The following is a 21,908-nucleotide window of genomic DNA, read 5'->3' as shown; positions in this document are numbered from 1 at the left end:
GACCAAGCCGGTCACATGCGGCGACTCGGGGCGCGAAGGCAAGGGGGCTCTTCGCGACAAGAAGCACCACGACGCGTCAGGCGGAAGGCCGCTTCGCTTCCAGCATCGCCGCGATGCGTTCGAGCTGGACCTGCTGGCTGCGCTCGATCGCCTGCAATTGCTCCGCGCGCAGCGCCTCGAATTTTTCGTGCAGGGCCATGATCTCGATTTCCGCCTTGAGATTGACTTCGTAGTCGTGCTCGGCGGCGGCGCGGTCGCGCGCGCCCTGCCGGTTCTGACTCATCATGATCACCGGCGCCTGCAGCGCCGCGACCATCGACAGCAGCAGGTTCAAGAAGATGTACGGGAACGGATCCAACGCCTGATGCGTCAACCAGTGCGCGTTCAACAGCGTCCACGCGATCAGGAAGCCGACGAACAACCCGATGAAGGTCCACGAGCCGCCGAAACTCGCCACGCGATCGGCGATGCGATCGCCGAAACTCGCCGGCGCGTCTTCCCCGCCGCTTGGATGCCGGCTGACCAGTTGTCGCGCTGCGATGCGCTCGAACACCGCGCGCTCGCGCGCCGTCGCCGCGCGTTCGCCTAGCCAGCGTTTGCTCAGGGCCGCCAGATCCGGGGTATTCATCGTCGACTCCATATGCGGGAACAGAGCGGCATTGTCCCTCAGCGCGCGCAGCGTCGGATGACGAACGAGGGCATTGCATCGCGCGCGGCCACGCCGCGTTTTGCCCGGCGAAAGCCCGCGCGGCAGGCAGCAAGTGCTTGATCTGTAGCGGCTTGGCGATTGGCACGGGACGTGGAGTGCCTGATCACGACAGTGCAACACCGTCGTTCCCCCGTCACGATTTCAGGAGACCCCCATGCGCATTGCTTCCCCCCTTGCGGCGCTTTTCGCCTTCGCCCTTTCGATGAGCGGCCTGCCGGCCGCGTTCGCGCAAACCGACACGGCCACTGACACCAAGACGACGGCTTACGAGGCGTCCGAACAGCCCGGCACCGACAGCTGGATCACCACCAAGGTCAAGGCCGACCTGCTGATCACCGAAGAAGTGAAGGGCCTGGATATCAATGTCACCACGACCAATGGCGTGGTCACCCTGTCCGGCCGTCTCGACAACCAGGCCCAGGTCGACAAGGCCATCGCGATCGCGAAAGCGATCAAGGGCGTGACCGCGGTCGACAGCAAGACCCTGACCGTCAAGCCGGCCAAGTAACCCCGTCCAGGAGCACGTCATGAACAACGACATCATCAAAGGCAAGTGGAAGCAGATCTCGGGCAAGGTCCAGCAGAAGTGGGGCCGGCTCACCGACGATGACATGAAGATCGCCGAAGGCACCCGCGACTACCTGTCGGGCAAGATTCAGGAGCGTTACGGCATCGCCAAGGACGCCGCGGAAGAACAGATCCGCGACTTCGAGCGTCTGCTGTAGGTCTGGGCCGGTCCGGGGCCTCGCGCCCCGACCCCGCCGGCACCGTGCAAAACGCACGGTGTCGCGCGGGGTCTTTTTGCATTTTGCCCGGCCGCGACCGGCGCGTCGGCGCTAAACCCTTGCCCGGACGGGGCTTTTCGGCGTGGCATGGGCTTTGCAATCGCCTTCCTGTTCTCGGCATCCCCCCGCCGCTCAGGAGCTCCCCATGGCCACCCCCCCGCGCAAAGCCCACCAACTGGTCGACAGCAAACTCCCGTTCAAGACCCGCCACGACCTCGACGCCAAGACCCGCGGCCGGGTGACCGACGCGCTCAATCTGACGCTGGCGGAAGTGTTCGACCTGCAAAGCCAGGTCAAGCAGGCGCATTGGAACGTCAAGGGCCCTAGCTTTTTCGGCCTGCACAAACTCTTCGACGAGATCGCCGGCACGCTGACCGAGCCGGTCGACACGATCGCCGAACGCATCCTGTCCCTGGGCGGTTTCGCCAAAGGCACCGTGCGCCAAGCCGCCGCAGCCAGCAAGCTCAAGGAACTGCCGGCGGAATTCCTGCAGGAAGATATCGTCGGCGACATCGCCGATCGCGTCGCGCAGTGCGCCAAGCACGTGCGTGCGCGCATCGACAGCACCGAGGACGCGGGCGACAAAGTATCGTCGGACCTGCTCATCGAGGTGACTGCGACGCTCGACAAGGCCCTGTATTTCCTCGAGGCCTACCAGTTCCGCGGCACGGGTCGAGGCGCCTGATGTCCGCGCGCACACAGGGCAAGCACAAGGACGCGGCTATGATGGCCGCGTCCCCCCTGCTGCCGGAGCCGCACCTCGTGACGAGCCAGGACAAACCCGTGGCCGGCCGCATTCTCGCGATCGACGACGATCGCGGTCTGCTGGAGAACTTCGCTCTGGCCCTGTCGCAGGACGGCTACAAGGTCGTGACCGCCGAGACGCTCGCCGACGGCCTGCGCCTGGCCGCGACGCAGCCGTTCCATGCCTGCCTGCTCGATCGCAACATCGGCCACGATTCGGGCCTCGAGGCCTTGCCGCGCCTGCGCGAACTCGCGCCGCTGATGCGCGTGATCATGGTCACCGCCAGCGCCGGCGTCGCCGATGCCGTGGCTGCGATGGACCGCGGCGCCAGCGACTACCTGGTCAAACCTTGCCTGCCCGAACAGCTGCGCATCGCGGTCGCGCGTCAGGTCGATACGCGTCGCCTGCTCGATCGTCTGGATTCGCTTGAACGCCAGGCCGGTTCGGACACGCCCGAACTGAGCAGCAAGAACGCCGCGATGCAGGCCGCGATCAATCTGGCCCTGCAGGTCGCGCGTACCGACGCGAACCTGCTCGTGCTCGGCGAAAGCGGCACCGGCAAGGGCGTGCTCGCCAAGGCGATCCACGCCCACAGCGCGCGCGCCGCCGGCGCCCTGGTCACGATCAACTGCCCCTCGCTGTCGGCCGAGCTGATGGAGAGCGAGTTGTTCGGCCACTCCAAAGGCTCGTTCACCGGCGCGGTGCAGAACACCGTCGGTCGCGTGAGCCATGCCGATGGCGGCACCCTGTTCTTCGACGAGATCGGCGACTTCCCGGTCGCGCTGCAGCCCAAGCTGCTGCGTTTCATCCAGGACAAAGACTACGAACGCGTCGGCGATCCGGTCACGCGCAAGGCCGATGCCCGCATCATCGCCGCGACCAACCACGATCTCGACGCGCTGGTGCGCGACGGCCAGTTCCGCCTCGACCTGCTGTATCGCCTCAACGTCATTTCGATCACCTTGCCGCCACTGCGCGAACGCCTGGAGGATCTGGACGATCTCGCCACCGGCTTCGTACGCCGCTATGCCGCGAGCTACGGCCTGCCGGCGCGCCGGCTCACGCCGGCGGCGCTGTCGCTGCTGCACAGTTACGCGTGGCCGGGCAATGTGCGTGAATTGCAGAACATGATGGAACGCGCAGTGATCCTGGCGCGCGGCGAGGACATTGGTCCGGACCTGCTGGCCGTGACCGGCGGCGCACGCAACGAGGTGCAAGCGGGCGCGCTGATGTCGCTCGAAGCCCTGGAACGTTTGCATATCGAACGCATCCTTGCAGTCAGCGACAATCTCGAATCGGCCGCGCGCACGCTCGGCATCGACACGTCCACGTTGTACCGCAAGCGCAAGCTCTACGGCCTGTAAGCACGTCCGCGACATCCCGCCGACGCGGGCTTCACCTCAAGAAGAAAACAATCCTGTCATGAGCGTTCAATCTCCCCGGCAGTACGCCGCTCCCCCCGCCATCGCACGCTGGCTGGCGCTCGCCGGATGGATCGGATTGCTGCTCGGATTGGGCACGGGCATGGGGGTGCTGTTTGGCCCCGACGACTGGTTCGCGACCCTGTTCAAGCCGACGTGGAATCCGCCGGGCTGGGTGTTTGCGCCGGTGTGGACCACGCTATACGTGCTGATGGCCGTCGCGCTGTGGCTGGTGCGGCGTGAGCCGGCGGTGGAACCGCGCCTGCGCCGGCAGGCCCAGGCGCTGTTCGCGCTGCAGTTCGCGCTCAACCTGGCCTGGACGCCGCTGTTTTTCGGCCTGCACTCGCCGCGCCTGGCCTTCATCGAGATCTGCGTGCTCTGGATCGCGGTGCTGGCCACGGCGACGAGCTTCGGTCGCATCCGCGCGCTGGCCGGTTATCTGCTGGTACCGTACGCGCTCTGGGTGTCGTTCGCTCTGATCCTCAACGGCACCATCTGGCTGATGAACGCCTGATACCGGCCCGTTGGGCGGCCATCGGTCGCGACGGGACGCGACCACCGACTTGCACTGGGGAATCCTCGTATGCCAGCCACGCGCAAGTTCCGGCGCCGCGTCAACATCGGACTGCTCGCGATGGCCTTCGTGCTGATCATGCTGACCTCGTTCGTGTCGGTCAGCTCGACCAGCGCGCTCGGCGAATCCATGGCGCGCGTCGCGCACACCCGTTCGGTCAAGGACATGCTCCTGGAAATGCAGGTGGCGCTGTTCGCCGCGCAGAGCACCGGCATGCGCTACATGATCAGCGGCCAGGGCGACTACATGATGGAACACCGCGCGCACCTGCGCCGCATCGACGACCTGATCAAGCAACTCGGCGACGCCACCGCGGACAATCCGCGCCAGCAGGAAAACCTGTCGAAACTCATCATCGCCTTCGACGCGCTGGTCGAGCGTAGCCGCGATTCCCTCAAGCTCAAGCTGCAGGCGATCGAGGCGCACGACGAACGCGCGCCGCTGAGCCGGCTGCGCGACGGCGCGGGCGTGCCGATCGCGAACGCGGTCCTGGACCAGATCCTGGTCATGACCCAGGAAGAGGATTCACTCCTGCTCGTCCGCACCCGCGAGCGCGATGCCCTGGTCAAGCAGACCAATGCGACGGTGCTGATTGCCAACAGCCTGGCCCTGGTCGCCGGCGTGCTCGGCTTCGTCGCCCTGCGGCGCGCGCAGCGGGAATCGGAAAACAACCTGCTGGTCGAGCTGCGCGCGGCGCAGGCGCGGCGCGCGAGCGAGGAAAAGAGCGCCTTCCTGGCCAACATGAGCCACGAGATCCGCACGCCGATGAACGCGATCTTCGGCTTCACGCAACTGCTGTCCGACAGCGTCACCGAGCCGGTGCAGCGCGATTGGGTTCAATCGATCAAGAAGAGCGGCGATGTCCTGCTCGGGCTGATCAACGATGTCCTCGATCTGTCGAAGATCGAGGCCGGCAAGCTGCAACTCAACCTCGTCGGCACCGACATCGCCGAACTCGTCGGCGAAACCCTGGACCTGTTCGCGCCGCTCGCCGCGGAGAAGGGCCTTTTCCTCAGCCGCGAAATCGACCGCGAGAACCTCGTTCCCGTCGTCGTCGACGCGCAACGCCTGCGCCAGGTGCTCATGAACCTGGTCAGCAATGCGGTCAAGTACACCGAATCGGGCGGCGTGGTCGTGCGCGTATCGACGACGCCGTCGGTGATGACCGAAGGTCGCGACCTGCGGCTGATCGTCAGCGACAGCGGCGTCGGCATCGACCCCGACCAGCAGGCGAAGATCTTCGAACCGTTTCACCAGGCCGACAGTCCTGACGGCAAGGTGCGCCCCGGCACGGGGCTGGGTCTGAGCATCACCCGCCGCCTGGTCGACGTCATGAAAGGTCGCATCCATGTCGACAGCCACCTGGGCAAGGGCTCGACCTTCCTCGTGGAGATCCCCGCGCTGGCGGAGGCGCCGCCGGCCACCAGTCCGGCCGCGGACTCCCGGACGGTGGACTTCAATCGCCTGCCGCCACTGAAGGTGCTGATCGTCGACGACGTCGCCTGGAATGCCGAAGTGGCCAAGGGTTACCTGCGCGACAGCCACCATGACGTGTTCGTCGCCTCCGACGGGCTCGAAGGCGTGAACGCCGCGAAAGCGCTGCAGCCGGATGTCGTGCTGATGGACCTGCGCATGCCACGCATGAGCGGCTACGAAGCGCGCGACGCCATTCGCGCCGATGCCACGCTGGCGCGCACGGCGATCATCGCCATCACCGCCTCGAGCCTGGGGGGCGAGGAAGCGGCCCTGCGCGCGAGTTTCGACGGCTACGTGCGCAAACCCTATGTGCCGGCCGAGCTGTTCTCGGCGCTGCAGGCGATCTTCGGCGCCCGCGATGCCGCGACGCCGGCAACGGCCGCGGCCCCGGAAGCCGAGGAGTTTTCGTTGCCGGCACACCTGGATGCGGCGGCCCTGGCGCGCTGGCGGGCTCTGCGCGGCGAGCCCCTGCAGGCCTTGCGGCGCGGCATGCGCATGCGCGAAATCGCCCGCTATGCGAGCACGCTGGCGACGCTGGCGGTCGAGCTCGACTATCCGGTGCTCGCGACGCGCGCGCAGGCCCTGGCCAAGGCGGTCGATCTTTTCGATGTCGTCGCCGTCAAACTCTTGCTGGACGAACTGGCCGACTGGCCCGAGGACAGGATCCGTGGCGGATAAACCCGGTGTAGGCGCACCCCTGCCGGTGGTGCTGGTGATCGATGATCAGGACGCCAACGTGCGCCTGGTCGGTCAGTTGCTGTCGCGCGCCAATTACGAGGTGGTGCCGGCCATGAGCGGTCGCGAAGGACTGGAGCTGGCCGTGGCGTCCGCGCCGGACCTCGTGCTGTTGGACATGCGCATGCCGGGCATGACCGGTTTCGAGGTGCTCGAACAATTGCGCGACAATCCGGCGACGCGCGACATCCCGGTGGTTTTCCTCACGGCCGACAACGAGCGCGATAGCCTGACCCGTGCCTTTGCCGCGGGCGCGGTCGACTACATCACCAAGCCTTTCGTGTCCGAAGAACTGCTCGCGCGCGTGCGCACCCATCTCGAACTCAAGCAGTCACGCGACCGCCTCGCGCGCGTCGCCGACGAACGCCAGCAGGTCGCCGACATCGTCAGCCACGACCTGCGCAATTATTTCGCCAACGTGCTGTTCGCCGCCGACATGCTGCGTGACCCCGACCTGCCGGTGGAGACGCGGCTGCGCCTGGCCGAATCGATCCGCACCTCGGCCGATTCGGGCGTGCTGTTCCTGCAGGCGTTCCTCGATCAGCAGGGCCAGCAGGCACAGGGCACGGCGGTGCAGCCGCTGCGCGCGGGTGAACTGTTCGAGCACATCATCGAGCTGCTGCAGCGACAGGCGCAGGTCAAGCAGATCATGCTGCGCATTGCGCCGGCCAGCGAGGACATCCGCGTGTGCGGCCATCGCGCCGGCACCATCCACGTGCTGCAGAACATGGTCTCGAATGCCTTAAAATATTCGCCGGCGGGCAGCGAGGTGAGCCTGCAGGCGACGCACCGCGGCCCGCATGGCCGCCTGTCGGTGCTCGATCGCGGCCCCGGCATCTCGCCGCGCGACCGCGAGCGCCTGTTCCAGCGTTATGTGCGCCTGAGCCCGCAGCCCACGCAGGGCGAATCCTCCACGGGCCTGGGCCTGGCGCTGGCCAAGCAGCGCGCGCGCACGATGGGCGGCGATCTTTGGTACGACGATCGCGATGGCGGCGGATCGATGTTCACGCTGGAACTGCCGCTGGCCTGAGAACAAAGGCTAAAAAAAAGAGCGCCGCGAAAGCGGCGCTCTTTTTGCTGCGGCGGGAGCGGGGTCAGACCTTGCGGCGACCGAAGATCAGCGACAGCACGAACAGGATCAGGAAGACGAAGAACAGGATCTTCGCGATACCGACTGCCGCACCGGCCAGACCGCCGAAACCCAGGACGGCGGCGATGACCGCGATGACGAAAAAGACGACGGCGTAATGCAGCATGGGATCTCTCCGTGGTGGGGGACAGGCCAAAGGCAACGGGCCTGAGTAAGGGATACCAAGTTCCATGCCAAGCCTCGTCGCGTGCGCACAAGCCCGCTGGACGCGGCTTTCAGGGCGATGTGCCTTCTGTGCGCGGCGAACACGTGCGTTGTTTTGCCCGATCGCTCCGTCGCTTCGGGCAAATCACCCGACGCGGGGCATGTGTCGTTTTTCTACGCGCGACACACCGCGCTCATGCAGGTCGCACGATGGCGACGACCCCCTCGTGCATATCGCCAAGACGGCCACGCGGCGCCGGCGCTGAAACCCGCGAAATACAAGGCTCGCAGGCATGGCACGGAACTTGATGAGGCTCTTCCTGAGCGTCCGACGCTCCGTCATTCCCTGACCCTGGAGTTCCCATGAACAAGTTCGCCCCCGCCCTGCTCGCTCTTTCCTGCGCTCTCGCCTTGTCGGCCTGCAACAAGCAGGAAGACCCGGCGGAAACCCGCGCCGATGTCGCCGAAGCCGCCGCCGATGCCCAGGCCGACGTCAATGCCGCCGCCAGCGATGCCGCTCAGACGGCTGCCGAAGGCAATCAGGACATCGCCGCCGCCAGCAGCGAAGGCAATGCCGAAGTGACCGATGCGACGGCCGATGCCATTTCCGACAACGCAGCGGCCGCCTATGACGTGGCCGTCACCAAGGCCGATGGCGAGCGCAAAATCGCCAAGGAAAAATGCGATGCGTTGCCGGGCGACCAGCAGTCGGCTTGCAACAAGATGGCCGAAGCTGCCTACGACGGCGCCAAGGCCGCCGCCCAGGCCGAACGTGATGCCACCGAGCACAACGCCGACGCCATGAAGAAGTAATGCCCCCCTTTCGATCGCGCTGCCAGGATGGCGGCCGGTCGATGGTCGGGGGCGTCGGACGATCTACACTCGTCTATCGTGCGGCGCCCCCGACACCTTCCCGGAGCCCTGACATGACCCGAATCTCGCACTCGCTCATCGACCTCGTGCATGCCCTCAACGACGGCATCGCGTTTTACGATCAGGCCTCGCGCAAATCGGAGAATCCGCATCACGCGGACGTGTTCTTCCGGATGCGCCACATCAAGAGCGCCATCGCCGCCGATCTCAATGCCGAGATTGCCATCGAGGGCGAAGCCCCGCACCTGGACGGCAGCTGGATCGGCGCGCTGCGTCACGGCTACGCCGAACTGCAATCCAAGCTCGCCAACGACACCAACCAGGCCTGGCTCGACCAGATCGAGTCGCAGGAAGATCGCATCCTCGATGCGTTCCGTCTGGCCAGCGCCTCGGACCCGTCCGATCGCGTGCGTGAGCTGGCCAAGCTGTACCTGCCCGACGTGCAACGCATGCACGACGAGATTTCCGCGCTTACGCACCACTCGCTGTCGGAACTTCCCGCCAGCTGATTCCTGAGGATGGATTCACGCGGCGGGTCGGGCGCGGAACCTCGCCCGAAGGCTCACGGACCGAGCCACCCGCCACGGATTGTTTAGCTCCTATCGGCAGCGCGCTTCTGGCCTGCCGTCTGGCTTGCCGGACCAGCACTCAGGGACTGGTCCGGACTTTTTTCTCTTCTCCTATCCAAGCGCACCACGACCTGCCAGCCTGTCCGGGCGCCGCGTCGCGTCCGACATGCCCCACCGGAGTCGCAAGTCCATGATCATCGCCGGCATCCTTGGCGCGCTTCTCGCCCTGGTCTCCACCCTGCTTGTGCTCAATTTCGTCGAGCCGGAAAAGCACATCGAGAAAAAAGTTCGACACGGCCACGGTATTTCCGACGAGCAGTTCCGCCGCGAACTGGGCACCCTGCTCGGGCCGCCGATCATCAGCGACAGCGCCATCATCAACCTGGAGAACGGACGGGAGATTTTCCCGTCCATGCTCGCAGCCGTGCGCGCGGCCAAGCGCAGCATCACCTTCGAGACCTACATCTACTGGTCGGGAGCGGTCGGCGAGGATTTCGCCGATGCCCTGGCCGAGCGCGCGCGTGCCGGCGTGAAAGTGCACATGCTGATCGACTGGGTCGGCAGCCAGCGCATGGACGAGCGCATGCTCGAGCGCATGCGCGTCGCCGGCGTCGAGCTGCGCCGTTACCACCCCTTGCGCTGGTATCACCTGGCGCGCATGAACAACCGCACCCACCGCAAGCTGCTCATGATCGACGGCCGGGTGGGCTTCACCGGCGGCGTCGGCATCGCCGACCAGTGGGCGGGCAACGCGCAGAATCCGACGCAATGGCGGGACTCGCATTTCCGCGTCGAGGGCCCCGCTGTCGGCCAGATGCAGGCGGCCTTCATGGACAACTGGATCAAGACCACGGGCGAGGTGCTGCGCGGCGAGGACTATTTTCCGCCGCTGCCTCCGGTGGGTCGGACGAGCGCGCAGATGTTCACCAGTTCGCCCAGCGGCGGCGCGGACAGCATGCAGCTGATGTACCTGCTGTCCATCACCGCGGCCAAGGTGAGCATCGATCTGTCGGCAGCGTATTTCGTTCCCGATGCGATGACGCGCCTGGCCTTGCGAGAAGCGCTGGGACGCGGCGTGCGTGTGCGCATCCTTGTGCCGGGCGATCACATCGACACGGCGATCGTCCGGCGGGCGTCGCGCGCAAACTGGGGCGAGCTGCTGGCCGCAGGCGCCGTCATCCATGAATATCTGCCGACGATGTTCCACTGCAAGATGCTCATCGTCGATGGCCAGCTGGTGTCAGTCGGCTCGACCAACTTCGACAACCGCAGTTTCCGGCTCAACGACGAGGCCAACCTCAATGTCTACGACGCGGACTTCGCCCGAAGGATGACCGCGGTCTTTGAAGCCGACCTAAGTCGGAGCCAGTCGGTCACGCTCGCCAAGTGGCAGGCGCGCCCGCGGCGCGAGCGCGTGCTCGAACATCTGGCGACGCTGTTCTCCTCGCAGCTGTGACCGCACCGGACCTCAGGGTTCGATGACCTGGTAGCCGCGCGCACGCAGTTGCGCGAGGTAGCCGTCGGGCGCGAGCAGTTCCGACATCGGCAGCACCGCGAAGGTCGTGCGGTTTTTCGCCAGCGCCGCTTCGACGGCGACCATCCAGGCCTCGCTTGCGCGCGTGCGCAGGTCCTTCATGCCGCTCTTCTGCACGACGCTGGCATTCATGATCGCGTTGTCGCAGGCCATGCGCTGGTCGGTATAGGGCAGGGCGCGCATCGCTTCCAGATCGCCGGTCGCCCAGGCGTTGGCGCGCAGTTTCATGCTTTCCAGATCGGTCTCGAGCCGGTCGAGCGTGCGCGTGAAGCATTCGAGGTCGTCCATCGGTGATTTCTTGAACTCGGCGACCATGCGCTTGGGCGATTCGACCGCCATTTCCACCACCGGACGGGTCATCGGCACCTTGTGCTCGGCGATGATCGTGTCGATGACTGGCCAGACGATGTCGCGTGTGCTCAGGCCGACGTCGTGGATCGCCTCGTCGTAGAGCTTTTGTGCGGCGAAGATCGGCCGCCACTTCTCCACGCTGCCATCGCGACCGATGTACTTGCCCTTGAGCACCTGCCAGCGCGCGTACAGCGGCGGCGCGAGTATCGTGTCGAGCGTGGCGCCGCCGGGATTGTTGCGCACGCCGACCAGGGACGGCAGCAGGGCGAGCTTGCCGAAGAAGCCGATATCAGAGGTCATCGAGACCGACGGCGCGCGGATCACTTCCTGCGATTGTGCGATGACCGCATTCACCTGGGTCGAGCGCCAGCTCATCTTCTCGGGCATCGGCGACTGCGTGCCCAGCACCCACATCACATTCGTGCCCTTGGACACCATCCACAGACCCGGTCCGGCGGTCTCGCCAGTCACCTGCACTTCGTGCAGATCGGTGATTGGACCGGCAGGCAAGGGACGGACGGCGTCTACGTCGGTGCCGGCATCCTGCGCGAAGGCCGGCGGCAGAAGGGCGAAGGTCAGGAGCAGACAGGTGATGGGACGACGCATGGGCGGCACTCGTGGTTTGGGTGCAGCCTAAACCTTTCGAGAGACGATTTAGTTCCTGCACGATCGTTACGCCGGCGTTATGACCGCCGCCGCTTCCCGTTCGCCGCAGCGCACGGCTAGGATGCAGCTCGCCCCGGGAGCGAACGATGCCGTCGAAAGTGTGGCGTTTTCTGCGCAATCTGCTGTTGCTGCTGCTCGGTGCGCTCGCGCTGGTAGTGCTGGTGCGCGCGTTCGAGGCGCGCTCGCTGCCCGATCTGGAACCTTGGCATCGCCTGGACCTGGTCGAAGAGATGCGTGCCGAAGATCTGGGCGCGGACATGACCTGGTCGGCCTACCGGCAACGCGAGGCGCGGCTGTTCGCCGAGCTGCAACGCAAGATCGCCGCCACGCCCGCCAGTGGCGGCTACCGCTATGCCGCCGGTCATCCTCTCGGCGCGCGCGCCGGCACGACCGACTGGAACCGCTCCTACGAGAGCACGCCGACGACGGTACGCGGCGGCGTACTGTTGCTGCATGGCCTCAGCGATTCGCCCTACAGCCTGCGTCACGTCGCCGCGCTGTACGAAGCCCAAGGCTATGTCGTGGTGATGCCGCGCCTGCCCGGCCACGGCACGATTCCTGCCGGCCTGCTCGATGTGCAATGGCAGGACTGGCTCGCCGCCGTGCGCGTGGCAGCGCGCGAAGTGCGTGCGCGCACCGGCCCGGATCGCCCGTTCCACATCGTCGGTTATTCCAACGGCGGCGCGCTCGCACTGAAATACGCGATGGATGTCGCCGAGGATCCGGACAGCGACCTGCCGCGACCCGATCGTCTCGTGCTGATCTCGCCGATGATCGGCGTCGGCCGCGCCGCGGCGTTCTCGCGCATGCTGCCGGCGCTGGGCAGCCTGCCGTATTTCGAGAAGTCGCTGTGGCTGGACGTGCAGCCGGAGTTCAATCCGTTCAAATACAACTCCTTTCCGGTCAACGGCGCGATCCAGTCCTATCTGCTGACCACGACGGTGAAGGCGCAGGTACGCGCACTGCGCCTCAGCGGCGACAGCGCGCGCCTGCCGCCGATCCTGGGGTTCCAGTCAGTGCTCGACGGCACGGTAAGCACGGGCGACGTCGTGCATGCGCTGTTCGAGCAACTGCCGGCCAATGGCAGCGAGCTCGTGCTGTTCGACGTCAACCGTGAAAGCATCATCGCGCCGATGCTCACGCGCGAAGCCAGCGGCTTCGCGGCGACACTGCAATCGGATGCGCCACGGCATTTCCGCCTGAGCCTGATCACCAATGCCGACGATCACCGCCTGGCCGTGGTCGAACGCAGCGTCGCGGCCGACAGCCGGGCGACGCAATCGCGTCCGCTGGACCTGGCGTTTCCGCCGACAGTGTATTCGCTGTCGCATGTCGCGCTGCCGTTTCCGATGGACGATGCGCTGTACGGACTCGAGCCGCGCCAGGACGAGGACTTCGGCATCCGCCTGGGCACGATCGCCCTGCACGGCGAACGCGGCGCACTCACCGTCGGTGCCGACCAGATCCTGCGCATGAACTGCAATCCATTCTTCGACTATCTGGCCGCGCGCATCACCCAGACCACGGTCGCCGACTAGGCCGCCGGGGCCCTCGCGTCCGGACTTGATCCAGATCAACGCCGTCTGCCGGCATCGGCGGATCATGGCGTCAATGCCCGAGTCGGAGCCGGCCATGACACCCATCGAACCCGTGTTGCCCTGGGCCCTGGACAAGAACTACCCGCGCTGGACCGAAACCCTTCGGGACCTGTCGCAGGTCGTGGTGCGTCCGGTCACCGCGCAGGATGCCGCCGAAGAACGCAGCTTCATCGAGGCCCTGTCGCCGCAATCGTGCCGCTATCGTTTTCTCGGCCAGGTCCGTCATCCCAGTGAAGCGCTGATCACGCAGCTCACCGACATCGACTACCAGCACGATGTCGCCTTCGCCGCGGTCGTGAAACACGATTCCCGCGAAGAATTCGTGGGCGTCGCCCGCTACAACACCGACCCGACCGGCATGACCTGCGAATTCGCGGTGACCGTGCTCGACGACTGGCAGCACAAGGGCCTGGGGACAGTGCTGGTGCGCCATCTGATCGACGTCGCGCGGGCGCGTGGCATTCGCTATCTGTACTCGGTCGACTCGGCCGAGAATCTGGCGATGGCCGATCTCGCGCGCTTTCTGGGCTTCAATCGCCAGAGCGACACGCAGGACAGCTCGCAGGTCGTGCACAGCCTCTGGCTCTAGGGTTGCGGCGGAACCTCGCGTCGCCGGCGCGAGCGTCGCCGACCGGAGAATTCCGGTCACTTGATCCCGGTCAACGCCCGCCGGCAGGGCGAGGACTAGCGTGGTGGCATATCCCGCGCAGGAGCCGACTCATGATCCGCGAAATCTTCGTTCCCTTGCTCGATTCGCCCGCCGACCAAACGGCCCTGGACGCGGCCCTCGCGCTTGCCCTGGCGCACGAGGCGCATATCGCGGCCCTGGTGACGGTGGCCAATCCGATTCCGCTGGTAACCGAGTTCGGTTACCTGCCCCTGGAGGTGGGTCAGGACCAGTACGAAGCCGCCCGCGCCCATGCCGAGAACCAGGCGACGCAGGCACGCCGGCAGCTCGCCCGCGAACTCGTCTCCAGCGAGGTGCGGCTGACCGACTCGCTCTTGCTCTGGAGTGAGGAGACCGCGGCGTTGCAGGCGATGCACGCGGATCTGTCCCTGCTCGGCGGGGCCCTGTCGCGTCAGGATTCGCCGCGCGTCGATCTGACCTTCAAGCGCCTGCTGCTGCACTCGGGGCGACCGGTGCTGTTCCTGCCCGAGGGCGCGATCCTGCCGGTGCCGCTGCGGCGCGTGGTGATGGCCTGGAAGCCGACGCGCGAAGCGACGCGCGCCTTGCACGATCTCTTGCCGCTGCTCCGTCTGACCACCGCCGTCGAGATCGTCATGATCGACCCGCAGGTGGCCGAGGGCCGCCATGGCGAAGAACCCGGCGCCGATATCGCCGCCCACCTGGCCCGTCATGGCCTGTCGGTCACGGTGACCTCGCTGCCGCGGCTGGGGCTGCAGGACGGACCGGCCTTGCTGCGCCACGTGCAGGAGGTGGGCGCCGACCTGCTGGTCATGGGCGGCTACGGTCATGCCCGCTGGCGCGAGCTGGTGTTGGGCGGTGCGACCCGGTCGGTGCTCGAAAACGCCATCACGCCGGTGCTCTTTTCCCACTGAGCGCACGGCGGGCGGCGGTTCGCTTTAACCGCGCCGCGCCGCCTCGATCGTCGCGATATCGATCTTGCGCATGCTCATCATCGCGTCGAACGCGCGCTTGGCCGCCGCGCGATCCGGGTCGCTGATCGCGTCGGTGAGCACGCGCGGGGTGATCTGCCAGGAAATGCCCCAGCGATCCTTGCACCAGCCGCAGGCGCTTTCCTGCCCGCCGTTGCCGACGATCGCGTTCCACAGCCGGTCGGTTTCGGCCTGATCGTCAGTCGCGACCTGAAACGAAAACGCCTCGTCGTGCGTGAACGCCGGTCCGCCGTTCAAACCCAGGCAGGGAATGCCCATGACGGTGAACTCGACGGTGATGACGTCGCCCTGCTTGCCCGAGGGATAGTCGCCGGGCGCGTGATGGACGGCCTTGACCGCACTATCGGGGAAGGTTTCGGCGTAGAACATCGCGGCATCGAGCGCGGTGCCGTTGTACCAGAGGCAAATCGTGTTCTTGCTGACCATCTCGGCACTCCCCGTCCTGAGCGGTTTCCCGCGTCCTGTGGCGTGGCACAAAGTTGGCGCGCCCGGAGGGATTCGAACCCCCGACCAATGGCTTCGGAAGCCACTACTCTATCCGGCTGAGCTACGGGCGCGTTGTCTGGCGAGGCGCCGGAAACCGCACGGCGCAGGCGCATTGTACATCAGGGCCTGCGCGCGCCGGCTCACGGTGCGCGGTACATGGCCGCGTCGATGATCGACCACAGGTGGACCACCCAGCCCATCAGGACCAGCCACAGCAGGCCGGCGAGCACGAACATGACGGCCGCGCGGATCCAGCGTCCCTGCACCAGCTGGCCGAGGCCGGGAATGAAAAAACTGCATAGCGCGGCGATCACATTGCCGGTCGAACCCTGTCCACTCGCTGTCATGGGGCGGTCTCCTGTCGATGACGGGATCACGATGCGGCCCGTCCACACGCGAAGCAAGTGCGGAAGGTGAGGGTGCCTTTGTTAGGCTAGGCGGCATGTCCGAGCCCGCCACCCCGCCCCGCCCACTGCCCGTCTGGCGCGAACGCCTGCCGCATTACTGGCAGCTGATCCGCGGTGATCGCCCGGTCGGCACCTTGCTGTTGCTATGGCCGACCTGGTGGGCCCTGTGGCTGGCCGCGGACGGCGTGCCGCCCTGGTCGACCTGGCTGATTTTCAGCCTGGGCGTGTGGCTGACGCGGTCGGCCGGCTGCGTGATCAACGACTACGCCGATCGCTGGCTGGACCCGCAAGTCGAACGCACGCGCGGTCGACCGATCGCCAGCGGCGCCGTCTCGCCGCGCGAAGCCCTGGCGGTGTTCGTGGTGATGATGGCGGTCGCGTTCGGCCTGGTCTGCCTGACCAATCGCCTGACCATCTCTCTGAGCGTGGTCGGTGCGTTTCTCGCCGCGAGCTATCCCTTCCTCAAGCGCTACACCTACCTGCCGCAGGTCTATCTCGGCCTGGCCTTCGGCTGGGGTATCCCGATGGCCTTCGCCGCCGTGCAGAACACGGTGCCGCCGCTGGCCTGGCTGCTGTTCCTGGGCAATCTGTTGTGGACCACCGGTTACGACACCTGGTACGCGATGGTCGATCGCCGCGACGACATCCGTGCGGGCGCGAAATCGACCGCGATCCTGTTCGGCGATGCCGACCTCATCGCGCAGGCGGTGATCTACGGCGGTTTCCTGGTCACGATGATCCTGCTGGGCCGGCGCGCCGGGCTGGGCATGAATTATTTCGTCGGCCTGACGGTCGCGGCGGGCTTCGTGGTCCACCAGTTCGTCAAGGCGCGCGATCGCCGGCGCGAGCATTGTTTCGAGGCCTTCCTCAACAACCAGTGGGTCGGCCTGGCGGTGTTCGCCGGTATCGTGCTCGACCTGCTCGCGCGGCCGACGGTCGCCGCTGCCTGACCTCGGCCGCACCGCCTGCGTGCCTGCCTAGGACGCGCGGGCGATGACCCAGACGTCGACGCGGCCCACGCCGGCGCGGCGTAAGGCCAGCGCGCATTCGCGCACGGTCGCGCCGGTGGTCATGACATCGTCGACGAGGGCGACGTGCGCGGGCAACGGTCCCGGAGAACAGACGAAGGCGCCGCGCACGTTGCGACGGCGACCGGGGGCATCCAGGCGCGATTGCGCGACCGTCGCCGCGCGCCGGTGCAGCAGCGCCACGGCCAGGGGCAGCTGCAGCGGCCGCGACAGCGCCTTGGCGAGCTCCAGCGCCTGGTCGTAGCCGCGTTCGCGCAGACGCCGGCGATGCAGGGGTACGGGCACCAACAGCTGCGGACGCTCGGCCCGGGACAGACGCGGGAGTGCGAGCTCGGCGATCAGGGCGCCCGCCGCGAGGTCGGCGTGGAACTTGAAGCGCGGCAACAGGCGATCGAGCGGAAAACCGTAGCGGAACACCGCCTGCGTGACGGCGAACGGTGGCGGATGCCGCAGACAGGCGCCACAGATCGTCGTCGCGGTCGCCATCGGCAGGCCGCAGCGCAGACAGGCGCGATCGTTCCAGGGCAGCGAGGCGCGGCAATCGGGGCACAGGTCGCTGCGTTCGCCGCCGCGCTCGCGACAAACCAGACAGCGCGCCGCGAGCAGGGCAAAGCCGCAAAACGTGATGCCATCGACAAGTTTGCGCATAGCGTTCAGGTTGACAGGAGGGGGGCTGCTCACCAGACTGCCCCTTCGCCATTTCTGGCGCTGTCGGACTCCCCCCATGCCTGCTGTCCTCCGTCATGACTGGTCCCGGGACGAAGTGCTGGCGCTGTTCGCGCTGCCCTTCCCCGACCTCATGCATCGCGCCGCCACGGCGCACCGTGAAAATTTCGATCCGCGCGAAGTCCAGGTCTCGACCCTGCTGTCGATCAAGACCGGCGGCTGCCCCGAGGATTGCGCGTACTGCCCGCAGAGCGCGCGTTACAACACCGGCCTGAAAGCGCACAAGCTGCTTACGGTCGAAGAGGTCGTGGCCAAGGCGCAGCAGGCGAAAGATGCCGGCGCCTCGCGTTTTTGCATGGGCGCCGCCTGGCGTTCGCCCAAGGACAAGGACGTGGCGCAGGTCGCCGAGATGGTCAGCGCGGTCAAGGCGCTGGGCCTGGAAGCGTGCGCGACCCTGGGCATGCTCAACGGCGAGCAGGCGAACACGCTCAAGAACGCCGGCCTGGACTACTACAACCATAATCTCGATACCGCGCCGGAGTTCTACGGCGACGTGATCAAGACGCGCGAATACCAGGACCGTCTGGACACGCTCGAACATGTGCGCAACGTCGGCCTGAAAACCTGCTGCGGCGGCATCGTCGGCATGGGCGAATCGCGCGAACAGCGCGCCGGCCTGCTGCAGACGCTCGCCAATCTGCCCGAGCATCCCGGCTCGGTGCCGATCAACCGCCTGGTGCAGGTCGAAGGCACGCCCTTGCACGGCACGGCCCTGCTCGATCCGTTCGAATTCGTGCGCACGATCGCGGTCGCACGCCTGATCATGCCGCAGTCGGTCGTGCGCCTGTCCGCCGGTCGCGCGGAAATGAGCGAAGAGCTGCAGGCGATGTGTTTCCTCGCCGGCGCGAACTCGATTTTCTACGGCGAAAAACTGCTGACCACCGGCAACCCCGACGTCGAAGCCGACCAGGCGCTGTTCGTGCGCCTGGGCCTGGTGCCGATGCAGGTCACGCAGGCACCGCACGACCACGGTGCGCGTACCGTCCACGCCGACGTGCTGTGCGCCGATGGCGACGGCGCGCGCGCCTGCGCCGCTTGATCGCGCGATGAGCCGCCAGCGCCTGACCGATCGTGTTCTTGCCGCCCGCAGCGCGCGCGTGGCCAGCGACTCGGTGCGCACGCGGCGCGTGGTGCAAGCGCGCGAAGGCATGCGCGTCAAAGTCGACGGCCAGGACCTGCTGAATTTCTGCAGCAACGACTATCTGGGCCTGTCGCAGAATCTTGAAGTGATCGCGGCGCTGCAGGAAGGCGCGGCCTGGCATGGCGTCGGCAGCAGTGCCTCGGCCCTGGTCAGCGGCCATGGCAGCGAACACGCCGCGCTGGAAAACGAATGCGCCGAATGGATGGGCTACCCGCGCGGCCTGCTGTTCGGCAGCGGCTACCTAGCCAATCTGGCGGTGATGCAGTCCCTGCTCGAACCGGGCGATGTCTGCGTGCAGGACAAGCTCAACCATGCCTGCCTGCTCGATGGCGCCCGCCTGTCGTTCTGCGAACTCAAGCGCTATCCGCATCGCGATGTCGAAGCGGCGATGCGGCAGCTGGCCAGTCACAAGGACGGCGCGGCGATGCTCGCGACCGATGGCGTGTTCAGCATGGACGGCGACCTCGCGCCGCTGCGCGACCTGGCCCTGCTCGCGCGCGCCGAAGACGCGACCTTCTACGTCGACGACGCCCACGGCATCGGCGTGATCGGACCGGACGGTCGCGGCAGCACTGCGGTCGCCAACCTCAATGCGCGGGAAGTGCCCCTGCTCGTGCTGCCGTTCGGCAAGGCCTTCGGTGGCCAGGGCGCGATGCTGCTCGGCAGCGAGGCCTTGATCGGCCACATTGCCGAAACTGCGCGTCCGTATTTGTTCACCACCGCGCCGGCGCCCGGCATGGCCGCCGCGATGCGCGCTTCGCTGCGCCTGATTCGCGGCGAGCCCTGGCGTCGCGCCAAGGTCGCATCACTGATCGCCCGCTTCCGTCGCGGCGCCTTGCGCGCCGGCCTGCCGCTGGCCGAGTCGTACACGCCGATCCAGCCGCTGGTGCTGGGCGACAACGCGCGCACGCTCGCGGTCGCGCGCCGGCTCGAGGCGCAGGGCTTCCTGGTCGGCGCGATCCGTCCGCCGACGGTGCCCGAAGGCCAGTCGCGCCTGCGCATCACCATCACCGCCGCGCACAGCGAACACGAGATCGATGCCCTGGTCTCGGCGCTGACGATCATCTGCAGCAACCCGCAGACCGCCGAAGCCTGAGCGCCGCCGTGACCGAGACCGCGCGCGAGCGGGTCTGGATGGCGCTCTCGGAGCTGTACCTCGACACCGAGACCGACGGCTTCATCGCGCCATGCGCTCGCGTATTGGCGCAGTCGCCGTTTAGCCGCGACGAACTGGCGCAGATCTGGCTCGACGAGGTGCATCCCGTGCTGTCCTACAACCTGCTGGCACCGGCCGGCGTCTGGGACGGCTTCGATCGCGACTGGCTGTGCGCGGAAATTCGTCGCCAGCCACGGGGCTGGCGGGCGCGCCTGCAGCCCGCGTGGTGGCTGCGGCGCGCGGACATGCGCAGACGATGGTCACAGCTCGATGCGATAATCGCGGACCTCCGATCCCCCGCGGCGTCCGACTGACATGTTCATCGAAACCATCGGCACCGGCCCTGCGCTGGTGCTGATCCATGGCTGGGCCATGCACGGCGGCGTATTCGCGCCGCTGGTCGCGCGACTGCGCGAGCGTTACACCCTGCACCTGGTCGACATGCCCGGACACGGTCGCAGCCGCGACAGCGTGCTGCCCCTGCAGTTGCCGATCATGGCCGCGCAGATCGCGCGGGAAACGCCGCCGGCACTGTGGCTGGGTTGGTCGCTCGGCGGACTGGTCGCGTTGCGCGGCGCGCTGCAATCGCCCGAGGCGGTGCGCGGTCTGGTCATGCTCGCGTCAACGCCGCGTTTCGTACGCGGCGATGCCTGGCCCGGCGGCATGGATCCGGCGTTGTTCGACGGCTTCGCGCGTCATCTCGAGGACGATTATCGGGCCACGCTGGATCGCTTTCTGATGCTCGAGGCGCAGGGCTCCGACCATGTGCGCGATGAATTGCGCCAGCTGCGCGAGATCGTCTACGCCTACGGCGAACCGCCGCAGCAGGTGCTGCGCGAAGGCCTGGCGCGCTTGCAGGACAGCGACCTGTGCGCGGAGCTGCCGACGTTGTCGATGCCGAGCCTGTGGATCGCCGGTCGCCGCGATCGCCTGGTCTCGCCCGCATCGATGCGCGCGGCCACGGCGCTGGCGCCGCAGGCGAGCTTCGTGCAGATCGAACACGGCGGCCACGCGCCCTTCCTCAGCCATGCCGACGAGGTTGCCGACGCCCTCGACGCGTTCGCGAGCGGCCTGCCGGCGTGAGCACGCCCCTGCGTCCGCGGCTGTTCGATCTCGCGCGGCTCAAGCGCAGTTTCGGCCGCGCCGCGTCGGGCTATGCCGAAGTCGCGGTGCTGCAACGGGAAGTCGAAAGCCGGCTGCTCGAACAACTCGCCGTGCTGGAAGAAAAGAAACCGGCGCGCATCCTCGACATCGGCAGCGGCCCGGGACGCGCGAGCGCGGCGATGAAAAAACGCTGGCCGGGCGCGGACGTCATCGCCCTCGACCTGGCCTTGCCGATGCTGCGCGAAGTGCCGCGGCAGACGCGCTTCTGGCGACCGGTCAAACGCGTCTGCGCCGAGGCTTCGCAACTGCCATTCGCCGATGCCAGCATCGACGTGATTTTTTCCAGCCTGTGCCTGCAATGGGTACCGGACCTGCCGGTGGCGCTGGCGGAATTCCGGCGCGTGCTCAGGCCGCAGGGGCTGCTGCTGTTTTCGACCTTCGGGCCGGACACGCTGCTGGAATTGCGCGAAGCGTATCTCGCAGCGGGCGAACGGCAGCCGCCACTGTCGCCGTTCGCGGCGATCCAGCAGGTTGGCGATGCGCTGATCGCGGCCGGCTTTCGCAATCCCGTGCTCGAGCGCGATCTGTTCACGCTGACCTATGCCGACGTGCGCGGCCTGTTGCAGGAACTGCGCGCCATCGGTGCCGGCGATGCCCGCGTGCAACGCCCGCGCGGGCTCGGCGGCAAGGCCCGGCATGCCGGCATGGTGCAGGCCTACGAAGGCCAGCGGCGCGACGGCGTGCTGCCCAGCAGTTGGGAAGTCATCACCGCGACCGCCTGGGCACCCGACGCCGGCGCGCCACGTCGCGAGGGCAGCGCCGATATCGCGAGTTTTCCCGCCGACCGCATTCCGGTTCGTCGGCGCTGACGCGCGCGTGCGCGACGGCACCG

General features: G+C 67.0%; 25 protein-coding genes and 1 tRNA gene. 19 read left to right on the top strand and 7 right to left on the bottom strand.

From position 1 onward, the window contains the following. Positions 1 to 76: 76 nt before the first annotated feature. Entirely contained in the window at positions 77 to 628 is a 552-nt protein-coding gene (locus G467_RS0110360) for a DUF1003 domain-containing protein (protein ID WP_026802578.1), read from the bottom strand. Between the two features lie 235 nt (positions 629 to 863). Between G467_RS0110360 and G467_RS0110355 the strand changes: the two genes are divergently transcribed. From G467_RS0110355 to G467_RS0110325, 7 genes are all read left to right on the top strand, one after another. Next, entirely contained in the window at positions 864 to 1,217 is a 354-nt protein-coding gene (locus tag G467_RS0110355; RefSeq protein ID WP_022969671.1) for a BON domain-containing protein, read from the top strand. A gap of 19 nt (positions 1,218 to 1,236) precedes the next feature. Beyond that, entirely contained in the window at positions 1,237 to 1,434 is a 198-nt protein-coding gene (locus G467_RS0110350; RefSeq protein WP_022969670.1) for a CsbD family protein, read from the top strand. A gap of 205 nt (positions 1,435 to 1,639) precedes the next feature. Continuing rightward, on the top strand, positions 1,640 to 2,179 hold the full coding sequence (gene dps, locus G467_RS0110345) for a DNA starvation/stationary phase protection protein Dps (RefSeq protein WP_022969669.1): 540 nt from the start codon (positions 1,640 to 1,642) through the stop codon (positions 2,177 to 2,179). Continuing rightward, entirely contained in the window at positions 2,179 to 3,603 is a 1,425-nt protein-coding gene (locus G467_RS0110340) for a sigma-54-dependent transcriptional regulator (protein WP_022969668.1), read from the top strand. The genes dps and G467_RS0110340 overlap by 1 nt, the downstream gene beginning before the upstream one ends. Before the next feature lie 58 nt (positions 3,604 to 3,661). Beyond that, entirely contained in the window at positions 3,662 to 4,174 is a 513-nt protein-coding gene (locus tag G467_RS0110335) for a TspO/MBR family protein (RefSeq protein ID WP_022969667.1), read from the top strand. 69 nt (positions 4,175 to 4,243) lie between these two features. Beyond that, positions 4,244 to 6,388 carry an ATP-binding protein gene (locus G467_RS17555; protein WP_022969666.1) on the top strand — a complete coding sequence of 715 codons (2,145 nt, stop codon included), beginning with the start codon at positions 4,244 to 4,246 and terminating at the stop codon, positions 6,386 to 6,388. Beyond that, the gene (locus tag G467_RS0110325; protein WP_162140752.1) at positions 6,378 to 7,475 is read left to right on the top strand and encodes a hybrid sensor histidine kinase/response regulator; all 1,098 of its coding nucleotides are present in this window, start codon (positions 6,378 to 6,380) and stop codon (positions 7,473 to 7,475) included. The genes G467_RS17555 and G467_RS0110325 overlap by 11 nt, the downstream gene beginning before the upstream one ends. Before the next feature lie 64 nt (positions 7,476 to 7,539). Here G467_RS0110325 and G467_RS17840 read toward each other — a convergent pair whose 3' ends face one another. Next, positions 7,540 to 7,701, bottom strand: coding sequence for a DUF1328 domain-containing protein (locus G467_RS17840; protein ID WP_022969664.1), 162 nt, complete (start codon positions 7,699 to 7,701; stop codon positions 7,540 to 7,542). A gap of 401 nt (positions 7,702 to 8,102) precedes the next feature. Between G467_RS17840 and G467_RS17550 the strand changes: the two genes are divergently transcribed. From G467_RS17550 to G467_RS0110305, 3 genes are all read left to right on the top strand, one after another. Continuing rightward, positions 8,103 to 8,552 (top strand): hypothetical protein, encoded by a 450-nt coding sequence (locus G467_RS17550; RefSeq protein WP_022969663.1) that lies wholly within the window; start codon positions 8,103 to 8,105, stop codon positions 8,550 to 8,552. A gap of 113 nt (positions 8,553 to 8,665) precedes the next feature. Continuing rightward, positions 8,666 to 9,121 carry a PA2169 family four-helix-bundle protein gene (locus tag G467_RS0110310; RefSeq protein WP_022969662.1) on the top strand — a complete coding sequence of 152 codons (456 nt, stop codon included), beginning with the start codon at positions 8,666 to 8,668 and terminating at the stop codon, positions 9,119 to 9,121. Positions 9,122 to 9,371: 250 nt separating this feature from the next. Next, positions 9,372 to 10,637, top strand: coding sequence for a phospholipase D-like domain-containing protein (locus G467_RS0110305; RefSeq protein ID WP_022969661.1), 1,266 nt, complete (start codon positions 9,372 to 9,374; stop codon positions 10,635 to 10,637). A gap of 12 nt (positions 10,638 to 10,649) precedes the next feature. Here the strand turns inward: G467_RS0110305 and G467_RS0110300 are convergent, their stop codons facing one another. Then, positions 10,650 to 11,672: a TraB/GumN family protein gene (locus tag G467_RS0110300; protein ID WP_022969660.1), complete on the bottom strand. Its 1,023-nt coding sequence runs from the start codon at positions 11,670 to 11,672 to the stop codon at positions 10,650 to 10,652. A 146-nt stretch (positions 11,673 to 11,818) separates the two neighbouring features. Between G467_RS0110300 and G467_RS0110295 the strand changes: the two genes are divergently transcribed. The 3 genes from G467_RS0110295 to G467_RS0110285 all read left to right on the top strand — a co-directional run bounded on the left by G467_RS0110295 (position 11,819) and on the right by G467_RS0110285 (position 14,890). Next, entirely contained in the window at positions 11,819 to 13,270 is a 1,452-nt protein-coding gene (locus tag G467_RS0110295; protein ID WP_022969659.1) for an alpha/beta hydrolase, read from the top strand. Positions 13,271 to 13,364: 94 nt separating this feature from the next. Next, on the top strand, positions 13,365 to 13,919 hold the full coding sequence (locus G467_RS0110290) for a GNAT family N-acetyltransferase (RefSeq protein ID WP_051130452.1): 555 nt from the start codon (positions 13,365 to 13,367) through the stop codon (positions 13,917 to 13,919). A gap of 131 nt (positions 13,920 to 14,050) precedes the next feature. Further along, on the top strand, positions 14,051 to 14,890 hold the full coding sequence (locus tag G467_RS0110285) for a universal stress protein (protein ID WP_022969657.1): 840 nt from the start codon (positions 14,051 to 14,053) through the stop codon (positions 14,888 to 14,890). Between the two features lie 24 nt (positions 14,891 to 14,914). Here G467_RS0110285 and G467_RS0110280 read toward each other — a convergent pair whose 3' ends face one another. From G467_RS0110280 to G467_RS0110270, 3 genes are all read right to left on the bottom strand, one after another. Then, positions 14,915 to 15,394 carry a VOC family protein gene (locus tag G467_RS0110280; protein ID WP_022969656.1) on the bottom strand — a complete coding sequence of 160 codons (480 nt, stop codon included), beginning with the start codon at positions 15,392 to 15,394 and terminating at the stop codon, positions 14,915 to 14,917. A gap of 54 nt (positions 15,395 to 15,448) precedes the next feature. Continuing rightward, positions 15,449 to 15,525, bottom strand: a tRNA-Arg gene (locus tag G467_RS0110275). A 69-nt stretch (positions 15,526 to 15,594) separates the two neighbouring features. Beyond that, on the bottom strand, positions 15,595 to 15,801 hold the full coding sequence (locus tag G467_RS0110270) for a hypothetical protein (protein WP_022969655.1): 207 nt from the start codon (positions 15,799 to 15,801) through the stop codon (positions 15,595 to 15,597). Positions 15,802 to 15,896: 95 nt separating this feature from the next. On the opposite strand from G467_RS0110270, the gene ubiA reads away from it, so the two are divergent. Further along, positions 15,897 to 16,811, top strand: coding sequence for a 4-hydroxybenzoate octaprenyltransferase (gene ubiA, locus G467_RS0110265; RefSeq protein WP_022969654.1), 915 nt, complete (start codon positions 15,897 to 15,899; stop codon positions 16,809 to 16,811). A 27-nt stretch (positions 16,812 to 16,838) separates the two neighbouring features. Here the strand turns inward: ubiA and G467_RS0110260 are convergent, their stop codons facing one another. After that, positions 16,839 to 17,537, bottom strand: a complete 699-nt coding sequence (locus G467_RS0110260; protein ID WP_022969653.1) for a ComFC family protein — start codon at positions 17,535 to 17,537, stop codon at positions 16,839 to 16,841. Between the two features lie 76 nt (positions 17,538 to 17,613). Between G467_RS0110260 and bioB the strand changes: the two genes are divergently transcribed. From bioB to bioC, 5 genes are read left to right on the top strand one after another with little or no spacing between them, the layout of a single operon-like run. Continuing rightward, on the top strand, positions 17,614 to 18,654 hold the full coding sequence (gene bioB / locus G467_RS0110255) for a biotin synthase BioB (protein WP_022969652.1): 1,041 nt from the start codon (positions 17,614 to 17,616) through the stop codon (positions 18,652 to 18,654). A 7-nt stretch (positions 18,655 to 18,661) separates the two neighbouring features. Beyond that, entirely contained in the window at positions 18,662 to 19,852 is a 1,191-nt protein-coding gene (gene bioF / locus G467_RS0110250) for an 8-amino-7-oxononanoate synthase (RefSeq protein WP_026802570.1), read from the top strand. 8 nt (positions 19,853 to 19,860) lie between these two features. Continuing rightward, entirely contained in the window at positions 19,861 to 20,226 is a 366-nt protein-coding gene (locus tag G467_RS0110245) for a DUF7079 family protein (protein WP_022969650.1), read from the top strand. A 1-nt stretch (position 20,227) separates the two neighbouring features. Further along, a complete protein-coding gene (gene bioH / locus G467_RS0110240) occupies positions 20,228 to 20,995 on the top strand; it encodes a pimeloyl-ACP methyl ester esterase BioH (protein WP_022969649.1) in 768 nt (255 codons plus the stop codon). Then, positions 20,992 to 21,885, top strand: a complete 894-nt coding sequence (gene bioC, locus G467_RS0110235; RefSeq protein ID WP_022969648.1) for a malonyl-ACP O-methyltransferase BioC — start codon at positions 20,992 to 20,994, stop codon at positions 21,883 to 21,885. Before bioH ends, bioC begins: the two co-directional genes overlap by 4 nt. The last annotated feature ends 23 nt before the right edge of the window (positions 21,886 to 21,908 follow it).

It is taken from the genome of Arenimonas oryziterrae DSM 21050 = YC6267, assembly GCF_000420545.1.
Taxonomy (GTDB): domain Bacteria; phylum Pseudomonadota; class Gammaproteobacteria; order Xanthomonadales; family Xanthomonadaceae; genus Arenimonas; species Arenimonas oryziterrae.
This window is presented reverse-complemented; position numbering and strand designations above follow the sequence as displayed.

Coding starts and splice junctions, on each gene's coding strand:
- G467_RS0110260 (WP_022969653.1), bottom strand. CDS start 17,537: ATGCGCAAACTTGTCGATGGCATCACGTTTTGCGGCTTTGCCCTGCTC.
- G467_RS0110340 (WP_022969668.1), top strand. CDS start 2,179: ATGTCCGCGCGCACACAGGGCAAGCACAAGGACGCGGCTATGATGGCC.
- G467_RS0110355 (WP_022969671.1), top strand. CDS start 864: ATGCGCATTGCTTCCCCCCTTGCGGCGCTTTTCGCCTTCGCCCTTTCG.
- G467_RS0110360 (WP_026802578.1), bottom strand. CDS start 628: ATGAATACCCCGGATCTGGCGGCCCTGAGCAAACGCTGGCTAGGCGAA.
- G467_RS17555 (WP_022969666.1), top strand. CDS start 4,244: ATGCCAGCCACGCGCAAGTTCCGGCGCCGCGTCAACATCGGACTGCTC.
- dps (WP_022969669.1), top strand. CDS start 1,640: ATGGCCACCCCCCCGCGCAAAGCCCACCAACTGGTCGACAGCAAACTC.
- bioH (WP_022969649.1), top strand. CDS start 20,228: ATGTTCATCGAAACCATCGGCACCGGCCCTGCGCTGGTGCTGATCCAT.
- G467_RS0110305 (WP_022969661.1), top strand. CDS start 9,372: ATGATCATCGCCGGCATCCTTGGCGCGCTTCTCGCCCTGGTCTCCACC.
- G467_RS17550 (WP_022969663.1), top strand. CDS start 8,103: ATGAACAAGTTCGCCCCCGCCCTGCTCGCTCTTTCCTGCGCTCTCGCC.
- G467_RS0110310 (WP_022969662.1), top strand. CDS start 8,666: ATGACCCGAATCTCGCACTCGCTCATCGACCTCGTGCATGCCCTCAAC.
- G467_RS0110290 (WP_051130452.1), top strand. CDS start 13,365: ATGACACCCATCGAACCCGTGTTGCCCTGGGCCCTGGACAAGAACTAC.
- bioB (WP_022969652.1), top strand. CDS start 17,614: ATGCCTGCTGTCCTCCGTCATGACTGGTCCCGGGACGAAGTGCTGGCG.
- G467_RS17840 (WP_022969664.1), bottom strand. CDS start 7,701: ATGCTGCATTACGCCGTCGTCTTTTTCGTCATCGCGGTCATCGCCGCC.
- G467_RS0110280 (WP_022969656.1), bottom strand. CDS start 15,394: ATGGTCAGCAAGAACACGATTTGCCTCTGGTACAACGGCACCGCGCTC.
- G467_RS0110350 (WP_022969670.1), top strand. CDS start 1,237: ATGAACAACGACATCATCAAAGGCAAGTGGAAGCAGATCTCGGGCAAG.
- G467_RS0110270 (WP_022969655.1), bottom strand. CDS start 15,801: ATGACAGCGAGTGGACAGGGTTCGACCGGCAATGTGATCGCCGCGCTA.
- ubiA (WP_022969654.1), top strand. CDS start 15,897: ATGTCCGAGCCCGCCACCCCGCCCCGCCCACTGCCCGTCTGGCGCGAA.
- G467_RS0110285 (WP_022969657.1), top strand. CDS start 14,051: ATGATCCGCGAAATCTTCGTTCCCTTGCTCGATTCGCCCGCCGACCAA.
- G467_RS0110300 (WP_022969660.1), bottom strand. CDS start 11,672: ATGCGTCGTCCCATCACCTGTCTGCTCCTGACCTTCGCCCTTCTGCCG.
- G467_RS0110335 (WP_022969667.1), top strand. CDS start 3,662: ATGAGCGTTCAATCTCCCCGGCAGTACGCCGCTCCCCCCGCCATCGCA.
- G467_RS0110295 (WP_022969659.1), top strand. CDS start 11,819: ATGCCGTCGAAAGTGTGGCGTTTTCTGCGCAATCTGCTGTTGCTGCTG.
- bioF (WP_026802570.1), top strand. CDS start 18,662: ATGAGCCGCCAGCGCCTGACCGATCGTGTTCTTGCCGCCCGCAGCGCG.